The 18,399-nt window shown below is 37.5% G+C and carries 18 protein-coding genes and 1 tRNA gene; 6 read left to right on the top strand and 13 right to left on the bottom strand.

Annotation, left to right across the window (positions count from 1 at the left end):
* Nucleotides 1–13: 13 nt before the first annotated feature.
* From GMB86_RS07710 to GMB86_RS07690, 5 genes are read right to left on the bottom strand one after another with little or no spacing between them, the layout of a single operon-like run.
* Nucleotides 14–766, bottom strand: a complete 753-nt coding sequence (locus tag GMB86_RS07710; protein WP_329602814.1) for a glycerophosphodiester phosphodiesterase — start codon at nt 764–766, stop codon at nt 14–16.
* Nucleotides 767–816: 50 nt separating this feature from the next.
* Nucleotides 817–2,136 carry an ABC transporter substrate-binding protein gene (locus GMB86_RS07705; protein ID WP_230459043.1) on the bottom strand — a complete coding sequence of 440 codons (1,320 nt, stop codon included), beginning with the start codon at nt 2,134–2,136 and terminating at the stop codon, nt 817–819.
* Between the two features lie 54 nt (nt 2,137–2,190).
* Nucleotides 2,191–3,003: a carbohydrate ABC transporter permease gene (locus GMB86_RS07700; protein WP_155218385.1), complete on the bottom strand. Its 813-nt coding sequence runs from the start codon at nt 3,001–3,003 to the stop codon at nt 2,191–2,193.
* Entirely contained in the window at nt 3,000–3,935 is a 936-nt protein-coding gene (locus GMB86_RS07695) for a carbohydrate ABC transporter permease (protein WP_155218489.1), read from the bottom strand. The genes GMB86_RS07700 and GMB86_RS07695 overlap by 4 nt, the downstream gene beginning before the upstream one ends.
* A gap of 5 nt (nt 3,936–3,940) precedes the next feature.
* On the bottom strand, nt 3,941–5,068 hold the full coding sequence (locus tag GMB86_RS07690; protein WP_155218383.1) for an ABC transporter ATP-binding protein: 1,128 nt from the start codon (nt 5,066–5,068) through the stop codon (nt 3,941–3,943).
* 403 nt (nt 5,069–5,471) lie between these two features.
* Here GMB86_RS07690 and GMB86_RS07685 point away from each other — a divergent pair, with 403 nt between their 5' ends.
* Nucleotides 5,472–6,326 carry a GRP family sugar transporter gene (locus GMB86_RS07685; RefSeq protein WP_155218487.1) on the top strand — a complete coding sequence of 285 codons (855 nt, stop codon included), beginning with the start codon at nt 5,472–5,474 and terminating at the stop codon, nt 6,324–6,326.
* Between the two features lie 135 nt (nt 6,327–6,461).
* Here the strand turns inward: GMB86_RS07685 and ssuE are convergent, their stop codons facing one another.
* Complete coding sequence (ssuE, locus tag GMB86_RS07680) at nt 6,462–7,019, bottom strand: NADPH-dependent FMN reductase (protein WP_155218381.1); 558 nt, start codon at nt 7,017–7,019, stop codon at nt 6,462–6,464.
* Between the two features lie 670 nt (nt 7,020–7,689).
* Here ssuE and proC point away from each other — a divergent pair.
* Nucleotides 7,690–8,493, top strand: coding sequence for a pyrroline-5-carboxylate reductase (gene proC / locus GMB86_RS07675; protein ID WP_155218379.1), 804 nt, complete (start codon nt 7,690–7,692; stop codon nt 8,491–8,493).
* A gap of 86 nt (nt 8,494–8,579) precedes the next feature.
* On the opposite strand, the gene GMB86_RS07670 is transcribed toward proC, so the two are convergent.
* Entirely contained in the window at nt 8,580–9,695 is a 1,116-nt protein-coding gene (locus tag GMB86_RS07670) for an acetyl-CoA C-acyltransferase (RefSeq protein WP_155218377.1), read from the bottom strand.
* Nucleotides 9,696–9,864: 169 nt separating this feature from the next.
* Here GMB86_RS07670 and GMB86_RS07665 point away from each other — a divergent pair, with 169 nt between their 5' ends.
* Complete coding sequence (locus GMB86_RS07665; protein WP_155218375.1) at nt 9,865–11,262, top strand: class I adenylate-forming enzyme family protein; 1,398 nt, start codon at nt 9,865–9,867, stop codon at nt 11,260–11,262.
* Nucleotides 11,263–11,773: 511 nt separating this feature from the next.
* Here the strand turns inward: GMB86_RS07665 and GMB86_RS07660 are convergent.
* From GMB86_RS07660 to GMB86_RS07635, 6 genes are all read right to left on the bottom strand, one after another.
* Nucleotides 11,774–12,178, bottom strand: a complete 405-nt coding sequence (locus GMB86_RS07660) for a GNAT family N-acetyltransferase (protein WP_155218373.1) — start codon at nt 12,176–12,178, stop codon at nt 11,774–11,776.
* Nucleotides 12,179–12,433: 255 nt separating this feature from the next.
* Entirely contained in the window at nt 12,434–12,844 is a 411-nt protein-coding gene (locus GMB86_RS07655) for a GtrA family protein (protein WP_155218371.1), read from the bottom strand.
* Nucleotides 12,845–13,102: 258 nt separating this feature from the next.
* The gene (locus GMB86_RS07650) at nt 13,103–13,393 is read right to left on the bottom strand and encodes a hypothetical protein (RefSeq protein ID WP_155218369.1); all 291 of its coding nucleotides are present in this window, start codon (nt 13,391–13,393) and stop codon (nt 13,103–13,105) included.
* Between the two features lie 324 nt (nt 13,394–13,717).
* Nucleotides 13,718–14,974, bottom strand: a complete 1,257-nt coding sequence (locus tag GMB86_RS07645; RefSeq protein ID WP_155218367.1) for a TolB family protein — start codon at nt 14,972–14,974, stop codon at nt 13,718–13,720.
* A gap of 125 nt (nt 14,975–15,099) precedes the next feature.
* Complete coding sequence (locus GMB86_RS07640; protein WP_196220158.1) at nt 15,100–15,918, bottom strand: Cof-type HAD-IIB family hydrolase; 819 nt, start codon at nt 15,916–15,918, stop codon at nt 15,100–15,102.
* 30 nt (nt 15,919–15,948) lie between these two features.
* Entirely contained in the window at nt 15,949–16,704 is a 756-nt protein-coding gene (locus GMB86_RS07635) for a DeoR/GlpR family DNA-binding transcription regulator (protein WP_155218363.1), read from the bottom strand.
* Between the two features lie 351 nt (nt 16,705–17,055).
* On the opposite strand from GMB86_RS07635, the gene GMB86_RS07630 reads away from it, so the two are divergent.
* The 3 genes from GMB86_RS07630 to GMB86_RS07620 all read left to right on the top strand — a co-directional run bounded on the left by GMB86_RS07630 (nt 17,056) and on the right by GMB86_RS07620 (nt 18,362).
* Nucleotides 17,056–17,367 carry a hypothetical protein gene (locus GMB86_RS07630; protein ID WP_155218361.1) on the top strand — a complete coding sequence of 104 codons (312 nt, stop codon included), beginning with the start codon at nt 17,056–17,058 and terminating at the stop codon, nt 17,365–17,367.
* 94 nt (nt 17,368–17,461) lie between these two features.
* Nucleotides 17,462–17,532: transfer RNA gene (locus GMB86_RS07625), tRNA-Gly, on the top strand.
* Nucleotides 17,533–17,750: 218 nt separating this feature from the next.
* Nucleotides 17,751–18,362, top strand: a complete 612-nt coding sequence (locus GMB86_RS07620; protein ID WP_155218359.1) for a DedA family protein — start codon at nt 17,751–17,753, stop codon at nt 18,360–18,362.
* Nucleotides 18,363–18,399: the final 37 nt, after the last annotated feature.

Below are 18,399 nucleotides of genomic sequence, written 5' to 3'. Positions count from 1 at the left end.
AAAATTCGTACCTTTATTTCTTTTGTACTTCTAGTTCCTTAAATTCCTCTCTAATCTCCATGGCTTTTTCAGGATAGTCCGTCATAATCCCATCAACGCCTAATGCAAATAAACGTCTCATATCATCCGCATCATTAATGGTCCAAGCTCTAACAGCTAAGCCTTCATCCTGAATAATTGAAGTTGAAGGCGATAATGCTGCAGGTTTATATAGATGAAGGCTAGAAGCCCCAATGTGTCTTGCATAAAGCCAAGGATCATATAACTTTTCGAACAAGAGGATTCCAAAGTCTGCTTCTGGTTCAATGGCTTTTAGTCTAGCGAGTGATTCATGATTAAAAGATGAATAGAGTGTCGGGTGATTTGGGCGCCATTCATGGACTGCATCTATCACTTTCTGCTCAATAAATGGATAGTCAATTCGATCGGTTTTTAGTTCAATATTCAACGTTCCTTCATAATCTTTAAGAAGTATTAAGACTTCTTTTAAGGTTGGGATTCGTTCACTTTTATATTCATCTGAAAACCAGACCCCTGCATCAAACTGTTTAAGTTGTTGCAAAGTGTAATCTTTCACATAGCCTTTTCCGTTTGTTGTACGATCTATTTTCTCATCATGAATAATCACAAGTTCCTGATCTTTCGTTAAGTGAACATCAAGCTCAATTCCATCACTATTAATTCGCATTGCTTCCTTAAATGCAGCGATGGTATTTTCCGGACGATTACCTTTACTCCCTCGGTGGGCAAAAATAGCCGTTTTCACATTTAGCCCCTCCTTCTTATTTTTAAAAGCTTGTTCTAATAACTAGTGTATCACTTTTTATTTGCAAGATTCATTTGTGCAATAGCTTCATTAACATGGTCAGCTGCTGTGTCTAATGATTGTTGTAAATTCTTCCCTTGATATAAATCATCAATCGCACGTGACATAATGACTCGCGATTGAGGCATTAACGTCATCATGGGACCACGAGTGGCATACGTTGATTTTGTATCGTGAAATTGATTAACTGCTACTTTAAATTGAGGTGTTTTCTTATAATTTTTTATAATAATGGGCTCTTTATAAGCACCCGGATTAATCGGAAAATAGCCTGTATGAATATGCCAATCTGCTTGTGCCTTTGGCGAAGCCATATATTTCATAAAAGCAAAGGCGGCTTTTTCTTCTTTAGCACTCTTTCCCTTAGATAACCAAAGTGAAGCGCCTCCAATCACGACTCCTTGCCTTTCAATATTGTCAGGCCTTGGTATGTAAGCTACCCCTACCTTAAATGGTGCATTCTTAAACATTTCAGCCATACTTGCTGAAGATGACATGAACATCCCAACTTTTTGAGTTAGAAATCCAGACGATTCATTATCGCCACTCGTTCCGTAATTAGCCAGTGTTCCATCTTTCTGCATTTCTCTTAACCACTTAAAAATATTTAATCCCTTTTGCGAGTTGAACGTCGCCTTTGTTGCAAGACCTGTTCTCCCATTGTTTTGGTTAATATATTCTCCGCCTTGGACAGCGAGTAATTCCTCAAAAAACCAAGGATAATTAAGAAAAGAAAAACCCTTCATTCCTTTGTTTGCTTGCGTTAGTTTTTTTGCCGCCTCGCGAAATTGTGAATACGTTTCTGGCGGCTTATTTGGATCAAGTCCGGCTTTATTAAAAGCATCTGCGTTATATAGAACAACAGGTGTCGAAGAGTTAAATGGCATCGAATATAACTTTCCATTCACGGTATAATAGTTTCTTATATTTTTTTCCAATTGATTCATATTATAGTGTTCTTCGTCCATTAATTTTTGAACAGGGACGATATCACCGCTTTCCATCATATACTTCGAACCAATGTCTTGAGCTTGATAAATGTTGGGAGCATTGGCTGTTCCTCCTACACGCCTAAATTTGGCCAATGACTCCTCATAAGAACCTTGATATTCTGGTTTAACGTAAATTTCATCTTGTGACTGATTAAAATCATTAACGATTTTATTTAACGCCTCCAGTGGAGGGCCAGCCATGGAATGCCAAAAAACGATTTGAATTCGATTATCGTCTGCATGAGATAGACCCGAACAAGCTGAAAGTAGAACTGAACTCATTAATAAGAAAACGGCAACAATCATTTTCCTCTTCATTCTTTAATTCCTCTCCTGAATATGTTTTATAACAAATGAGAATCACTTTATTCGTTATTTAACAGCCCCATCCATCAGGCCTTTTTGTAAGTGCTTTTGACCTAAGAACAAGACAAGTAAAGTCGGAATGGCTACAATAACCACACCAGCCATAACGACACCCCACTGGGTCACATTTTCCTGTGCATGAAGTTGTCGCAGCCCGATTTGTGCCGTTCTCGAACGTTCATCCGTTGTTACAAGAAGCGGCCAGAGATAAGAATTCCATGTCGTCAAGAAGCAGTAGATCCCTAACGTAACGAGGCTCGTTTTAGAAACAGGCATGACCACTTTTAGAAAAAAAGTCAAATGACCAAGACCAGCCATTCGAGAAGCTTCATGTAATTCCTTTGGTATGGTTTTAAAATGCTGCCTTAAAAGGAAAGTGCCAAACGCAGTTGCAAAGAATGGAATCGTCAATGCTGCATAGTGATTGATCCACCCTAGTTTTTGGACTGTAACAAAATTAGGAATAATCGACGCTTCCCATGGTATCATCATGGTTGAAACAAAGAGAAAAAATAAAAATTGACGTCCCCTAAATTCAATAAATACAAAAGCATAGGCAGCTAGACTACAAACAATGATTTGACCAATTGTGGTGATGATTGAAACCAGCATACTGTTAATCAATGAATGAAGGAGCGGTAATGCTTGAAAGGCATCGATATAATTTGTCAACGAAAACGATTTTGGTATCAAATGACCCATTAAAACCTCTTTTGTTGACATGAAACTGACGAGAAAAGCGTATATGATCGGAAAAAAGAGTAATAGTGCGATAAGGATTAAGACCACATAAAGACTTCCTCTTTTGATAGCCATCATTGGTAGTGCACCTTCTTCTCAACAAATTTAAATTGCAATAGTGTAACAATAAGAATCAGTAGAAAGAGTATAACGACTTCAGCGCTTGCTTTGCCAAAATTGAAATTAACAAAAGCGTCTTTATAGATCGCGTAGACCATTAGATTGGTGGTTTGACCAGGACCCCCGCCTGTAAGTAAGTCAATTTGACCAAAGGTTTGGAACGCATTGATGAGAGAGACGGTCATGATAAAAAACAGTGTTGGCGATAGCATAGGGATCGTAATTCGTCTAAGCTGATAGAAGTAACCTGCTCCATCAATGCTTGAACTTTCATATAGACTTTGATCAATATTTTGCAAGCCTCCAAGAATAATTAAAAAAGAAAAGCCAAGATTCAGCCAAATGGTCGTTATTGATACAGCCAACAATGCCCAGTGGGGATCAGCCAACCAATTTATTTCTGGTATTCCAAAGAATGAAATCATTCGATTTAATACACCCATTGTCGGATTAAATATAAATAGCCATGTGACAGAAGCTGCTGCGACAGATACACCTAAGCTTGAAGCAAATATGGTTCGAAAAAAATGAATTCCCTTAAGTTTTTCATTGGCTAATAGAGCAAGAAAGAGTGAAATTACGACACTTGCTGGGACGGTATACAAAACAAAAAGAAAAGTAGCCTCTATACTTTGCAGAAAATCAGCCGATTGGAATAATTGAATAAAGTTATCAAACCCAACAAAGACGGTTGGAAGACCTTTTTGATTCGTTAAAAAGAAGCTCAGATAGATCGTACGAAATAGTGGATAGAAGACAAATACAGAAAATAAGATCAGTGATGGAAGAAGAAATAAGATAGCAACTTGAATAGGACGTGTCTTCTCCCAAAACGTTCGGTATGGCATATTAAGAGAAGGCACCTTTCCCGTCGACGTAGGATTTTCCATAGCCATTAAGCTAACACCCCTTTTTGTAATTCGTCATGATCTTGCTTGATTGAGCTATGAACGAGCTGACGTGTACCCTTGTCGAATACGCATATGGCATCTGCATCTAGTGCAATAGAAATTTTATCCCCTGGCTCAAATAACCACTGCCCATTCCATTTAGCGGTCCATTGTTGATCATTTACTTGAAAGGAAAAGAGGGTATCATTTCCGAGCAATTCTACATGATTTATTACTACTTGAACGGTCGTTTGATTCGAATTGTTCGGTTGAGGAATATGAATGTACTCTGGCCGTAAACCGATGATATAGGTTGACGTTTTTAATTTAGGAAGAGCCATGGTTAATTTCAAATCATTATTGATTCTTAGTTCTTGAGAGGTTCCATCATAATACGCTTCACACATATTCATTTGCGGTGAACCAATAAATGACGCTACAAAGGTATTTGCAGGGTGATTATAGATATCGATCGGCCGACCTATTTGTTGAATTTCACCTTGGTTAAGAATCATCATACGGTCACCCATTGTCATCGCTTCAACTTGATCATGCGTAACGTAAATCATTGTTGTTCCAAATTGACGTTGTATTTTTCTAATTTCACTACGCATATGTGCCCGTAATTTTGCATCCAAATTAGACAAAGGTTCATCCATTAAACAAATAGGAGATTGACTCACGATGGCACGAGCCAAAGCTACTCTTTGTCTTTGCCCGCCAGATAATTCACGAGGTTTTCTGTTAAGATAGTCTGTGAGGTTTAGCATTTCACAAGCTTCAAGTAATCGTTTTTCTCTTTCTTCGTGTGAGATTTTTTTAACCCGTAAGCCAAAAATGATATTTTCACGGACATTGAGATGAGGATAAAGAGCATAATTTTGGAAGACCATGGAGATGTCACGCTGGCTAGGGGACCAATGATTGGCCATTTCTCCTCCGATACGCAAAACACCTTCAGATATATCTTCTAGACCCGCAATCATTCGTAAAAGGGTACTTTTCCCACATCCTGATGGCCCAACAATAACAAAAAACTCACCAGATTCAATAGTCACACTAAGATTCTTGATAATATAAGGTTGCTTATTGCCATAGAGTTTAGAGACACTTAACAATTCCACTTCACTCATACTTAACACATCCTTTTATCGTTTTAGTTCCTACAATTTATCACAGATGGTGAGGTTTAACGATAGATTATTGGTAATTTTTACATAGTTTACACACTGTTTAGAAAAGCCTTACATTTTTACAAACAATAAATAAAAATGTTTATCGCGTCTTTATCTGAAATTTAACTAATAAATTGGAAGTTCACAGCCGTACAAATATTTGTTTCCTTTTTTATGTAAACGTTTAACTATCAATATTTTTTATTTCTCAAAATCTAGTTTATCTGTTATTATAAATATATAATTTTAATATATATATAAATGTAAACGGTTAATTTATTTAGAACCAAATGAAACCGCTTTTTGTACTCGTTTACATAGCTTTTAGATTAATTTTTTGGATGAAAGTGAGATGGGTATAATGGATTTTCTTTTAGGCATTCTTCCTTCTTTATCTTGGGGAAGTATGATTTTAGTCAGTATGAAAATGGGCGGTGGACCATTTAATCAAACGATGGGGACGACACTAGGAGCTTTAATCTTGTCTATAGCCCAGTTTATTATAGTTAGGCCTGAGTTAACACCTACCATTATTCTTGTCGGTATCATATCTGGACTTTTTTGGTCGGTTGGACAAAGTAATCAATTTAAAAGCGTTCCATATCTCGGCGTATCTAAATCAATGCCGATATCTACTGGTATGCAACTTGTTACGACAGCGCTTTTCGGTGTAATCGTATTCAAAGAGTGGTCAACGCTTCAAACGATCCTACTTGGTTCTTTGGCCATTATCTTTATCATTATCGGCGTCGTCTTAACATCTATTGATGGCAGAAAACAAGAAGTTAATAATCCTGGAGATTTCAAAAAAGGAATTATCACGTTAACTATTTCTTCACTAGGTTTTCTAGGTTATGTTGTCTTTGCTCGAATCTTTCATGTTGACGGTTGGGTAGCCTTATTCCCACAAGCCATTGGGATGCTAATTGGAAGTCTATTTATTACACTGAAACATAAACCATTTAATCTATACACCGTTAAAAATATCTTACCTGGATTAATTTGGGCATCAGGAAACTTGTTCCTTTTCATGTCTCAATCAAGACTTGGTGTAGCGACTAGTTTTTCACTCTCTCAAATGGGTATTATTATATCCATTTTTGGCGGAATTGTTTTTCTTGGGGAAAAGAAAACAAAACGTCAACTTGTCTATATTACGGTTGCCAGCATTCTAATTATCTCTGGCGGGGTTTTCCTTGGTATTGCAAAAGCCTAACTTTATATAAAACAAGCCCTCAGTTTTGTTTTTGAAACAAAACTGAGGGCTTGTTTGTTTTTATATATTTGTCCTTATTACGTTATGTCTAAATGGTTAGCTCTTATCATTCGCCTCTCAAATGATGAGGCACCATCAGCTTATCGTATCTTTAGCTTCGTAGGCACACTTTTTTTCGATAGCGATCGTTAGTTGTTTTATCTGATCTTGAATTCTGTTCATTAATACCGCATCTTGAATAGCTGGCGTTTTAATTTTATCAATTTGCGTGTCGAGTATATATACCCCTTGCAGGAGTTCAGCTTTTAACGTTGCAAGTAACGGTTTAAGAGCAAATTCAATAGCCAATAAATGTTTGCTGCTACCACCAACCATAATCGGTAAGACGGGTGTACCCTTTAATATATCTTCTGGTAATAAATCGATAAGTGCCTTGAAAACTCCCGTGTAAGACGCTTTGTATACCGGAGACCCAATGATAACACCATCTGCTGCACGCAGAGCATCGCCAATCGTAACCACTTCTGGATCATTGAAACGTGTATAGAAAAGAGCTTCTGGCGACACATCTCTAACGGAAAAAAATTGCACGTTATAGCCTTGATCCATCGCGATCTCTTTAAGCTGATCTAAGGCACGATCAGATCTCGAATGTTCCGATGGACTCCCTGATAAAATAACAATTTGACGCATACTACCCCTCCCTCTCTATATAGATCATATCATTCTCGTAACCTTCTTAAATGATGATGAACAATGTCATATATAAGTTCTTTAAAGTTAGTTTAATTCTTACTTTTCCAACCTGTCAACTTGAATTTGATTGTAGTCTTCCATTTTAAGGTGACTTTACCCTATTGTAACCGATTATCATCTAAGAGACAAAAGTCACATTGTACCGATCACGTACACTATTTATATGATAAGGGGGCTGGCAATAAATCTTTAATATTTATCCCACCTTAACGGCAAGTAAAGACCCCCACTGATGGAAGTTTCACTTTATCTATTTCACATATACTAAACCTACGTTAAAAATGACTAAAAACGTTATATACTTAGAGTATTACTTTTTCTAAAGTTATGTGATGCACCTCTATTTCAATTAGGTACTATAAAGGCGTGTTCAAAAAGGTTAAAAACTAGATGCAAGAAGATAAGAGCGGTGCCGTTCCTGAGGACTAGCATTTCACATGATGTGGTAGCTTGTGAGCGATTTTAGTTGAAGATCCTCTTGGCGGGCGCCGAGATTCGCAGCTTATCATTTGGTAAAGACTCGAACTTTTTTATATTATCGTTTCATGTTATAGTTTTTTTAGCCAAATATATCTGACAACAAAGGTCATAAAGGATGAGTTAAACTATGGGAAAAAAAATAGGCTTTATTGGTTCAGGAAATATGGGCGGTGCCATAATTAGAGGACTAATACAAGCCGGCGTCGTTGATAAAGAGGATATTATTGTAAGTAGTGGAAAAAGTGGTCGCAAGGAAAAATTGCAACAAGAGATGGGATTTCAACTTAAAGAAAACAACGTGGTTGTAGCCCAAGAATCGGATATCTTAATTCTTGCTGTAAAACCACATATTATTCCTACTGTTCTAACAGAAATTAAACAAACCATGACAAACGAGACCCTCATTGTTACAGTTGCTGTGGGTTTAACCATACAATCATATAAAGATGCTCTTGGGCAGGAAGCCAAGGTGATTCGTGCGCTTCCAAACACACCATCTGCTGTTGGTGAAGGTATGACATCCATTTCATTTGAATCTCCTGTCACAGAAGAGGACTGGAATACCGTCAATAAACTATTTTCTGCTATAGGAAAAACGGAAGTTATCGATGAGAAGTTGATGAATGCCGCAGCGGCAATTGCAGGTAGCAGCCCTGCATTCGTTGACATGTTTATTGAATCTCTTGCAGATGGAGGCGTCTTAAATGGTCTGCCCCGCGCATCGGCCTACAAACTTGCCGCTCAAGCTGTGCTAGGTTCCGCAAAACTCGTTTTAGAATCTGGGGAACATCCTGGATTATTAAAAGACCAAGTCTGCTCTCCAGGTGGTACAACCATCGAAGCCGTTCGTACCCTTGAAAAACACGGATTTAGACACGCCGTCATCGATGCAGTTGATGCTTGCGTGAAAAAGGCGAATCATATAAATTAGAAAAAAGATCAGCCCATCCGTTATGACGGATGGGCTATTTTTATATAAAAAGTCAACCAAGTCCAAAGCTACCAAATTGTCTTAGATCAATAAGTTGCAATGTCAGTCTCGTTAACCACTTCAAACAAAACAGCAATACCAACCCCTCCGCCGCTTCCTATTGCTGCTACGACATAATTCAGGTCCTTTCTCCTTTGAGCTTCATAAAACAAACGCGTTACCAAAATAGCACCTGAAGCCCCATAAGGATGTCCCATTGTAAGCGCCCCGCCTCTTATATTTATTTTCTCTATTGGAATTTCAAGCTCACGGGAACAAGCTACGATTTTTACTGCAAACGCCTCATTCATTTCAAACAGATCAATATCGGAAATAGCCAAATCGTTTCTTTTTAATAAAGTTTTAATCGCTGGAACCGGCGCTATAGCAGGGTAAAAGGGATGTACACCTGATACACACGAGTCAACAAATCGTAGAACAGGTGTGAACCCTAGTTCTATTGCCATTTGTTCTTCCATGATGGTTGTCACACAGGCTCCATCGTTAATTCCACAGCTATTGGTTGCCGTGACGGTTCCATTTTCCTTAAATACAGGTTTAGCCCGACGAATGAGCCGATCCATAGGTCTTTTTTTAGTAAAACATTCATCTACCGGGAGCTCGGATCTCTTTAAAATTTCACAATCAAAATAGTCTTGTTCAAATGATTCTTGACTTCTTTGATAACTAAGCAAAGCATACTCATCTTGAGCCTCCCTAGAAATATTGTCATGCTCAGCGACATATTCAGCCGCCATCCCCATATCCGGATCGCCCATTTCGAGAGGTGAGAACTGTGCCCGCTCTTTAAAAGGAGATAAGCTTGTACTTTCAACGCCACCTGCTAAATAACACTGACCGGCCCCACCTTGAATAAAGTAGCAGGCGGTTCTAATGGCTTCTAATCCTGCACTGCATTGACGATCAATCGTCATACCGGGGATTGATTCAGGCAACCTAGCCGTTAGAGCGGCTAATCTTGCTAGATTCCCTCCAGGTCCAACAATATTGCCTAGCACAACATCATCTATTCTGTTTTCCAAATCCTGACTACATGTTTTTAGAAGAGGGGCAACTAAATCTTGTGGCTTTACCTTTTTCAAAGCACCATCTTTTCTCCCAATAGGAGACCGTTTTGCGCGTACAATAACCGCTTTATTCATGCTATCACCTCTTTAAATCTATTAATCAAACGTTTGTTTAACTATTTTTCAACAAAAAAGCTTAAAAAGAGACTCATTGGTAAACTTAATCATATAACTAGTTTACATTTTTTAAAAGCTGTTTTACACTTTTAATAGTATTTCATTATGTTTAGAACGGGCGGTTATTATGAGAATTGAACAACGCATTTTTGACCAATCTAAAAAAACACCTCACCACTGGGCACTGTCAAACGGTCAAACCCGTATGTCCTTTTCCACATTACAAACATGCATTCGTCAACGTAAGAAGCAATTTCTTAACGCAGGCGCAAAACCTGGTGATATCTTTGCGATCTGTCTTCCTAACGATATAACCTATGTGATAGATGTTTTAGCTGTTCTCGAATGCAAAGGAATCATCATGCCGCTTCACCATGAATTATCAGATTCCGAACTGGAACGAACGTTTTCTATCCAAATGCCTCATTGGCTTATATCGAATAAAGGAATTCAAAAGATGCCAGTTAAGGAAGAGCATTCTTTTACAACTTTGAATTATACTCTATCCGATCCCTTGTTATTTGGGTTTACATCAGGATCAACGGGTTTCCCGAAAGGTTTTATTAAAAGTCATGATTCATGGTCTTCAGCTTTTGATGAATGGTCGGAAAATTTTCATCTTCGTGCAGGTGACCGGATTTTGATCCCTTTACATCTTTCATATTCCGCACAGTTGTTTGCCGCACTCCAAGCATTATGTGTTGGTATAGAAGTACATATGGTAAACAATTTTTCACCAGAATCATTTTTTAATAGCGAATCAACCTGTGTTACCATCACACCAGCTCTCATTCAGCCTTTAATAAAATATCACCAAGTGCATCCACTTGAAACAAATAAGATGCCTCATACCGTTATTTCTGTCGGGAATACCTTATCTACGAAACTTAGAAGATCTTTTGAAAAGGCTTTTCCTAATAGTCAGTTATACGAATATTATGGTTCTTCTGAAATGGGCTGTGTCAGTATACTAACTCCTGAACAAGCGAAAAAAGGACCAGATACAGTTGGCTTCCCTATTAAAAGTGTCGATGTAACGATACGTAATGATATCGGTGAAGTAGTGCCGTTTGGTGAAATTGGGAAAGTTTTCGTTAAAACAGCTCAAGCGTTTAGTGGCTTTGTCAACAATTCGGTTGAAACAGAACGTTCCTTTTATAAAGGCTATGTGACATCACATGACCTTGGATTGATGAACGAAGACGGAAGTTTGAAAATTATCGGCCGTGATCGTGACATTATTAAAAGTGGTGGAAGCATGATTTTTACTGAGGAAATCGAAGAGCTCCTTTTATCCATTCAAGGCGTTGAAGAAGCAGCCGTATTTGGACAACTGGATGATAGTCGAAGTGAAATCGTCGTTGCTGCGGTTGTTTTGAACGACATTTCCTTAAGTGAAACAAAAAAGGCATTAAATTCTATGCTCGCCTCCTATAAAAAACCAAGAAAATGGATTGTCCTTAAAGAACTTCCAAAACTAAGAAGTGGAAAAGTGGATAAAATTAGTCTAAAAAAGATCAAATGAAGTGGCACGAATACCGAGTCGCTTCGACCTTGTTGAATTGAGGTGCTTTTAGATTTATTGCAGCGCTTGGGCTTGTTATTGAGCCTCTTTTGATTTTATTGCGGCACTTGGATTTGTTATTGAGCCTCTTTTGATTTTATTACGGCGCTTGGATTTGTTATTGAGCCTCTTTTGATTTTATTGCGGCGCTTCGACTTGTTATTGAGCTTCTTTGTGATTTATTGCGGCGCTTGGACTTGCTATTGAGCCTCTTTGTGATTTATTGCGGCGCTTCGGCTTGCAATTGAGCTTCTTTTTGTTTTATTGCGGCGCTTCGGCTTGCAATTGAGCCTCTTTTTGTTTTATTGCGGCGCTTCGGCTTGCAATTGAGCTTCTTTTGATTTTATTGCGGCGCTTGAACTTGTTATTGAGCCTCTTTTAGATCTATTGCACGACTTCTCATTGCCTTAGGGTCCCGACAGATCATATGTAACAAAATCAGGTCCTCGTAATTGCAGGACCTGATAATAACTTAAAACAATTCAGAAATCGCCATAGGGGCAGATCCTTCTTTAATTTCAAATCCGAGTTTTTTATAAAACGAGACAGATTCTGGATAAGAGACAAGCATTTTCGTTGGGAAATCACGGTATTGTTCAAGCATCATGTTCATTAATTTTTTTCCGATCCCCCGGTGCTGATAGTTTGGGTGAATCAAGACATAGTGAAAATAAACATTTAAAATGCCATCTGATAAAGCATTAACAAGCCCTACGAGTTTGTCTCCATCCCAGGCAGTCACAACACTATCCGACTGTTGAATGGCTTTCTCAAGTTTTTCTGGATAATTTCCCGATTTCCATTCTAAGGATTTAAATAACTGCGTTAACTGATGTTTTGTCGCTTTAGAAACATCAAAACTATAATCAATCCCCATATAAACCCACCTTTTCAGGCATTGTTTACTATATTCTATGGCGGGATTAAGAATAGGCAACAACTATTTATTTATTATTGCAAAAGCTGTTAGATATTATTTAGCATTATTATTTAGCATCCTCTTGACTTATATGACTTGGTCATTCAAATACTGCTATTTTAATGCGAAAATGATTAATCACCATAAGAACCGTATCATTGAGTGTACGTTTAGATGCTCTTTAGCTATTAACAATCTCATCGATATCGTTCATTATAATATGTTCTTTTTCTTCGTTCTTTCCGCTTTAAATACCCAAAACCGACTGCCGATAAAGTTAATAGCAACACCAATAATGGTGGCCATGGCTTTACTTACGAGCTGAGGTAATCCAATGACTTGGTAAAAGTAAGCTAATAAGCTCAATGTAATGAGGAGAGTTATCATATTGATTAAAACAAATTTTACAAACTCCTGCGTTTTGTTCGTTTGATTCTTTTGTTCAAACGTCCATGAACGGTTGAGGACATAGCTGTTAAGTACTCCCGCCCCGTAAGAAATACATTGCGAAATAACATAAGGAAGTCCTAGCGCTGTTAATAGTGCAAAAACAATAAAATCAATAAGTGTATTTAAGCATCCTACAATACCAAACTTAATCATTGAAACAATTGAATTAGACATGTTGAGACGTATCTCCTATTTTTTGGTTTAAAGAATGTAGAGCTTGGCCTGTCCCGTGCTTCATCGTAAATTCGTCCAATGTATTCACCGATAATACCGAGATTAAAAAGCTCAATTCCACTAAAAAAAAGTTAAATCACAATTAATGAGACCACCCAGTCACTGTATCTAACTTTAAACATATTTAAATATATAACTAAAAACATATAAATGAAACCGTTGGACGAGAGAACAAGACTCCTGCAAAGCTTTCCATTTTTAATGGCTTATTAAAAAAGAAGTCATTGCATCAATGAGCCCTAACCACCTTGACTCATATGCAAAATTTGGGTCTAAATTGCACACCTCGACACTGAATTGCACCGCTCCGAGATTAATTGCACCACTTCGAGACTGACTTGCATCACTTTGAAACTGAATCGCACTACTCCCAGACTGAATTGCACCACTCCGAGACTGGATTGCACGACTCCGATACTGAATTGCACCACTCCAAGACTGAATTGCACCGCTCCCAGACTGAATTGCACGACCTCTGGCCTGTTGCACAATCCTGAACTGATTTGCACGACCACGCTCTTAAACGAGGTCATCACTCAGCATAAACATTGTACGTGCTTTCTATTCAACTTAATTTTTCATAACCCTGTTTTTTCTGTTATTATCCGTGATAGATGTATAGTGTAGAAGAATGAGCACTGACTAACCCTAAATCCCCCATTTTTATTGTGCTACCTCGTTGCCATTCGCTATGAGACACTTTTTTCTAACAATAAAGAAGCACGATAATCACACTTTAAAAGTGAACTATCATGCAATTAACCGTGACATTTACCTCATTCGTTTCACACGAATACACCAAAACAGGCAGAATTAATTCATATTCATATTATCTGTCTCGTAAACAGCTATATCACTTACATTCGAAATCCATCTTTTAGCTTTTGACCCATCGGCGTGGGCGGTCCATACATCTGCATGCTTAAGATAAATGTTAGGGGATCGTAGCCAAACGAGAGAATGGGATTTATTAAGGTAATGAGGATTGTAGTCACCTTCTGCTTTTGGTGGATGTGTGATCTGTGTTTGCTTTCGACCTGGTAACTTTATATTCACCAATACTGGATTTGGCGAAAGGGTCCAATCCTGTTCATCCACTCGTGATGTCACTAGCGTGCGATGATTAACCCAAGTAAAATTTAAGTCTGCTTTCTTTTTTGGTGTTAGTGTTAATGATCTTGAAGTTTCTTGTACTTTAAGTTTCTTATTTGAATAACCAAAGACCAATCGGCCTCCACCAGCTATAAATCCAAGGGTATCTTTAGAAGGCGCCCATTTAGGTTGACCGATATCACGAATCACTTCATCAAGTACTTTAAATGTCTTACCATCTTTGGAGAGAAGACAAAGCATATTACTATCCATAGACAAAGAGGCCGTAGGATAAACTATGAAGGAAAGCCATTTTGATGATGGTGAAAAAGAAAAACTATCCGCACCGATAGCCAAATTCTCTTCCCCATGAAGGTCTACCGTTTTTGGTATTATAAAAAATCGTTTAGCATCGCTAAGCCTATTCATTTCTGACAATGAATGAAAGTTCTTTTTATATAAAATACTATTTGTCCAACCATCAGGCCGAAGTGTCGCTGAAGATTCAAGTAAAAAGGATCTCCCATCCGGATACCAGATAAAATCGTCCACACCAAGGGCCACATTATTAAACGACTGAAGATTTGATACATTTAATAGACCACTTAATTCATGCCCACCTTGAAAAGCAAGAAGAGGCTTAATTGGATGCCAATGTGGATTTTTAGCATCTTGAAAGATCCGTCTCTTTTGAGTGGTTGTCACGTTATAGACCCATAGATCATTGGTCATCTTAGGTGGTTTAACATCTTCCAAATAAGCGATCCATTGACCATCAGATGACCACTGAGGTGAATGGACATGACCAGATTGGGTTATCCGTTTCTCTTTTCCTTGAATCCTAGTCCATAAATCTCCGTCTCTAATAAACGCTGCTTTTGACGCTTGAAAATCTAAAGTCTGTGCATGAGCAAAACATGGAGCAACCCCAGCTAAGCTGATAAAACATAGCAAGATCAAGTAAAGTTTTCTTAACATGATAGATGAATCATCCTTTTAGGAGAGATTTTAGTCTTATCATGTGAAAGAAATAGATGCAATATGTCATCAACCTATATTGCATCCTTTTTTGTTTTTATTCAATTATAAAAATAGGAGCATAATCACGATACAAAGCAATATTTTTCAAGTGCGACTTTAATGCCTTCTTCATCATTTGTTAACGTAACAGCATCTGAAATCGCTTTTACCTCATCTGGTGCATTCCCCATGGCAACTCCAAGCCCACAAGCTTGTAACATATCTATATCATTATAATTGTCACCAAAAGCAATAACATCTTCCCTATTAATCTGATACCGCTCCAATAGGATGCTAATGGCATTTGACTTAGAAACGTGCTGCGCCATAATTTCTAAATAATTTGGCTTTGATCGGTAAATCGTTAAGTCGGAAAAATTCACATGTAAGTGTTCTTCAAGAGTCTTGATAACTTGGCGTGGACCCATGCATAAGATTTTATTTACCTCAGGATATAAAGAGTCTGACTGAAAGGAAAATACGTTCATCGGTGTTCCAGTGATGTCATGTTCTTGAATAACCCATCCATCTTGGTCAGATGAAACCAACCAATCTGTCTTATTGTATGCTGTAAAGCTGATTTGAGGAAATTTTTCTACACATGTATGATAAATATCCTGCACATCTTTCTGATTTAGGCATGCATTCTTCAAAACTTCCCGTGTCCCATCCAGTCTTTCTTCTCCTAATACAAGAGCTCCACTAAAGCAAATAAGCGGTCCGCTACTTCCTAATTCTTCTTGTAGGGGAATCATTGCTTGAGGCATTCTTGCTGATACGAGAACGAGTGGAATCTTTTTTTGTTGTAAAACTTTTGCAGCCTTTTTTGTTCCTAAGCTTAATTTGTGATCCGAGTTAATGATCGTTCCATCGATATCACTGCATACCAATTTATATCCCACTGTCATCCACTCCCAAATTAGATTAGACGCTTATTCAGCTATAATAAGATCAATCCCAACATCTTGAATTTTATTTACAAAGACTTTTGGTGGCATTTTATCGGTGATGATCACATCAATATCTTGCCAATCTATCCCTTTGTAATAACTAGTTAATTTAAATTTCTTATAATCAGCCAAAACGACATTACGAGAGGCCCGTTTTGTAATGGTCTGTTTCATGTAAGCATCCTCTTTATCTTCGAAAAAAACTCCGTCATCCATAATCGCTGCCGCGCCTAAAAAGGCTAAATCAAAATTAATATTTAAAACCTGTTGAATACTTTCCATATCGAAAAAGAAACGATTGTTGACGTTAAACTTCCCACCAAGAAGGAACAGTGAAATAGGATCTTGATTAGAGAGAATTTCGGCAATATCTAATGAATGTGTAAATACATTGACCTTGTGCTTCAATCGTTCAGCTAAATAGCTCACTGTCGTTGAAACGTCAAAGAAACAGGTTTGATTTTCTTTGATTAAGGTGTTCGCCTTGGCACCGATTCTCATTTTTTCTTTTGAATAGGTATGAACACGCTCACGATAAGCAAGGAGTGTTTCATTTAATTTTGGCAAGGAGACACCACCATGTGTACGAATCACCGCACCTTTCTCGACTAGCTTCACGATATCTCGTCTCGCCGTATCTCTTGAAACGTGAAATCGCTCGCATATTTCATTAACAGACATACTTTGCTGTTCATTCAATTGTTCTAGAATTTTTAGTAGCCGCTCTTCCTGGTACATAGTGATAACCTCCTCCATATAAGTAATTGTAAGTGATTTATTAAGCATTTACAAGTAATAATTTTAACATCTTTAGCGTTATTACGTGCCAGACAAACAAATACGGGTATCTCAAGCGAGTTCAAATAGAAAAAAAATTCAGATCAGATTCCGATACAGAAAATGATCATCAAAACAATAAGACCAGTTGGGAGACGAGCTTCAAAAAATAAAGACGACAATTGGCCAGGAACGATTGACCCATTCACCCTTCTTTCCCTAGTAAAAATCCCACCTCGTACTCATATCAAAATGAAATAAATAAAGTATAATTTGGATAATTACTCGATACGACAAAGCGAGGTGCTCACTATGCAAATACCGCAAGTACCACCAATTATTACAACTCATCAAACACTCAATAATACAGATAATCAGCTTGTAGCTCTTAAGAAGGCAAAGTCGTCGCTACAAAATCAGCTTCAATCCATGCAAAGTAATGATAGAACTGTCTCAAATAACGATAATCTTAGGAAATTGCAGATTGAACTTAAGCAAGTTAACTCCCAAATTCAAGAGATTCAAGTACAAAAGCCCAACAAATTAGCTAGTTTAGAAAATCAGGATCAATTATTGATTAGCCATGGTGCTCTACTATTATTTTCGAAAAGCCAACTCCTATAAAATAATCCCATGCTGTATCACATGGGATCTTTTTTGATCAACTTGACGAATAACATCAATCGTTTTACAATTTAAATATGTTTTCCTCTACTATGCGGGTGTAGTTTAATGGTAAAATGAGAGCTTCCCAAGCTCTAGTCGTGGGTTCGATTCCCATCATCCGCTTCACTTCTCTCGAACAATTGACCTCACACATCTTGTTATCGTAGATTTGGCCTATCTGTGCTAAACCTAAGCCTTTCCTATATTTTCTTCTCTATTTTTCTATTTTGTTATCATCATCACCTTATCACTGCTTTTTACAACCTAATTATTAAAATAAATGAAACTTTAATTATATTCATATCGTAAAATAAGTTCCTAATAAAAAATGGAGGACTTCGATGGAAAACTGGCTAACATCTTTTATTGAAGCTTATGGATACTTGGGTATTTTCTTATTAATTGCTTTTGAAAATGTCTTCCCGCCCATCCCATCAGAGGTAATTTTGACATTTAGTGGCTTCATGACACATCAATCAAACCTATCTTTTATCGGTGTTGTCATTTCAGCAACAGCAGGCTCCGCTATCGGCGCTACTATTTTATATGGGATTGGTAGACTCATTCACATTGATCGCTTGGAACGATTTTTAGATCGATATGGATATATCGTTCGTGTAAAAAAAGAAAGTTTACATAGAGCAAATGGATGGTTTAGAAAATATGGTTACTGGACCATTCTATTTTGCCGAATCATACCTCTCATTCGTAGTCTAATTTCAATTCCAGCAGGCATTACCAAAATGAACTTCAATCTGTTTTTATTATTTACAACAATTGGAACGTTGATTTGGAATATTCTCCTTGTATCGTTAGGAGCCGCTGTAGGTGATAATTGGGAACAGATAGTCGGCTTCTTTGATATCTATTCAAATTTGATGTATGGGATTATTGTATTTTCACTCGTTATTTTGATCATTCTCTTCTATTATAAAAATAAAAAAGCAAGATAACGCCGTATCATCGGTTTATCTTGCTTTTTTAATTACT

Source organism: Terrilactibacillus tamarindi, assembly GCF_009718825.1.
Taxonomy (GTDB): domain Bacteria; phylum Bacillota; class Bacilli; order Bacillales; family Sporolactobacillaceae; genus Terrilactibacillus; species Terrilactibacillus tamarindi.
Note: the sequence above shows the minus strand (reverse complement) of the source record. Positions and strands in the feature narration are given on the sequence as shown.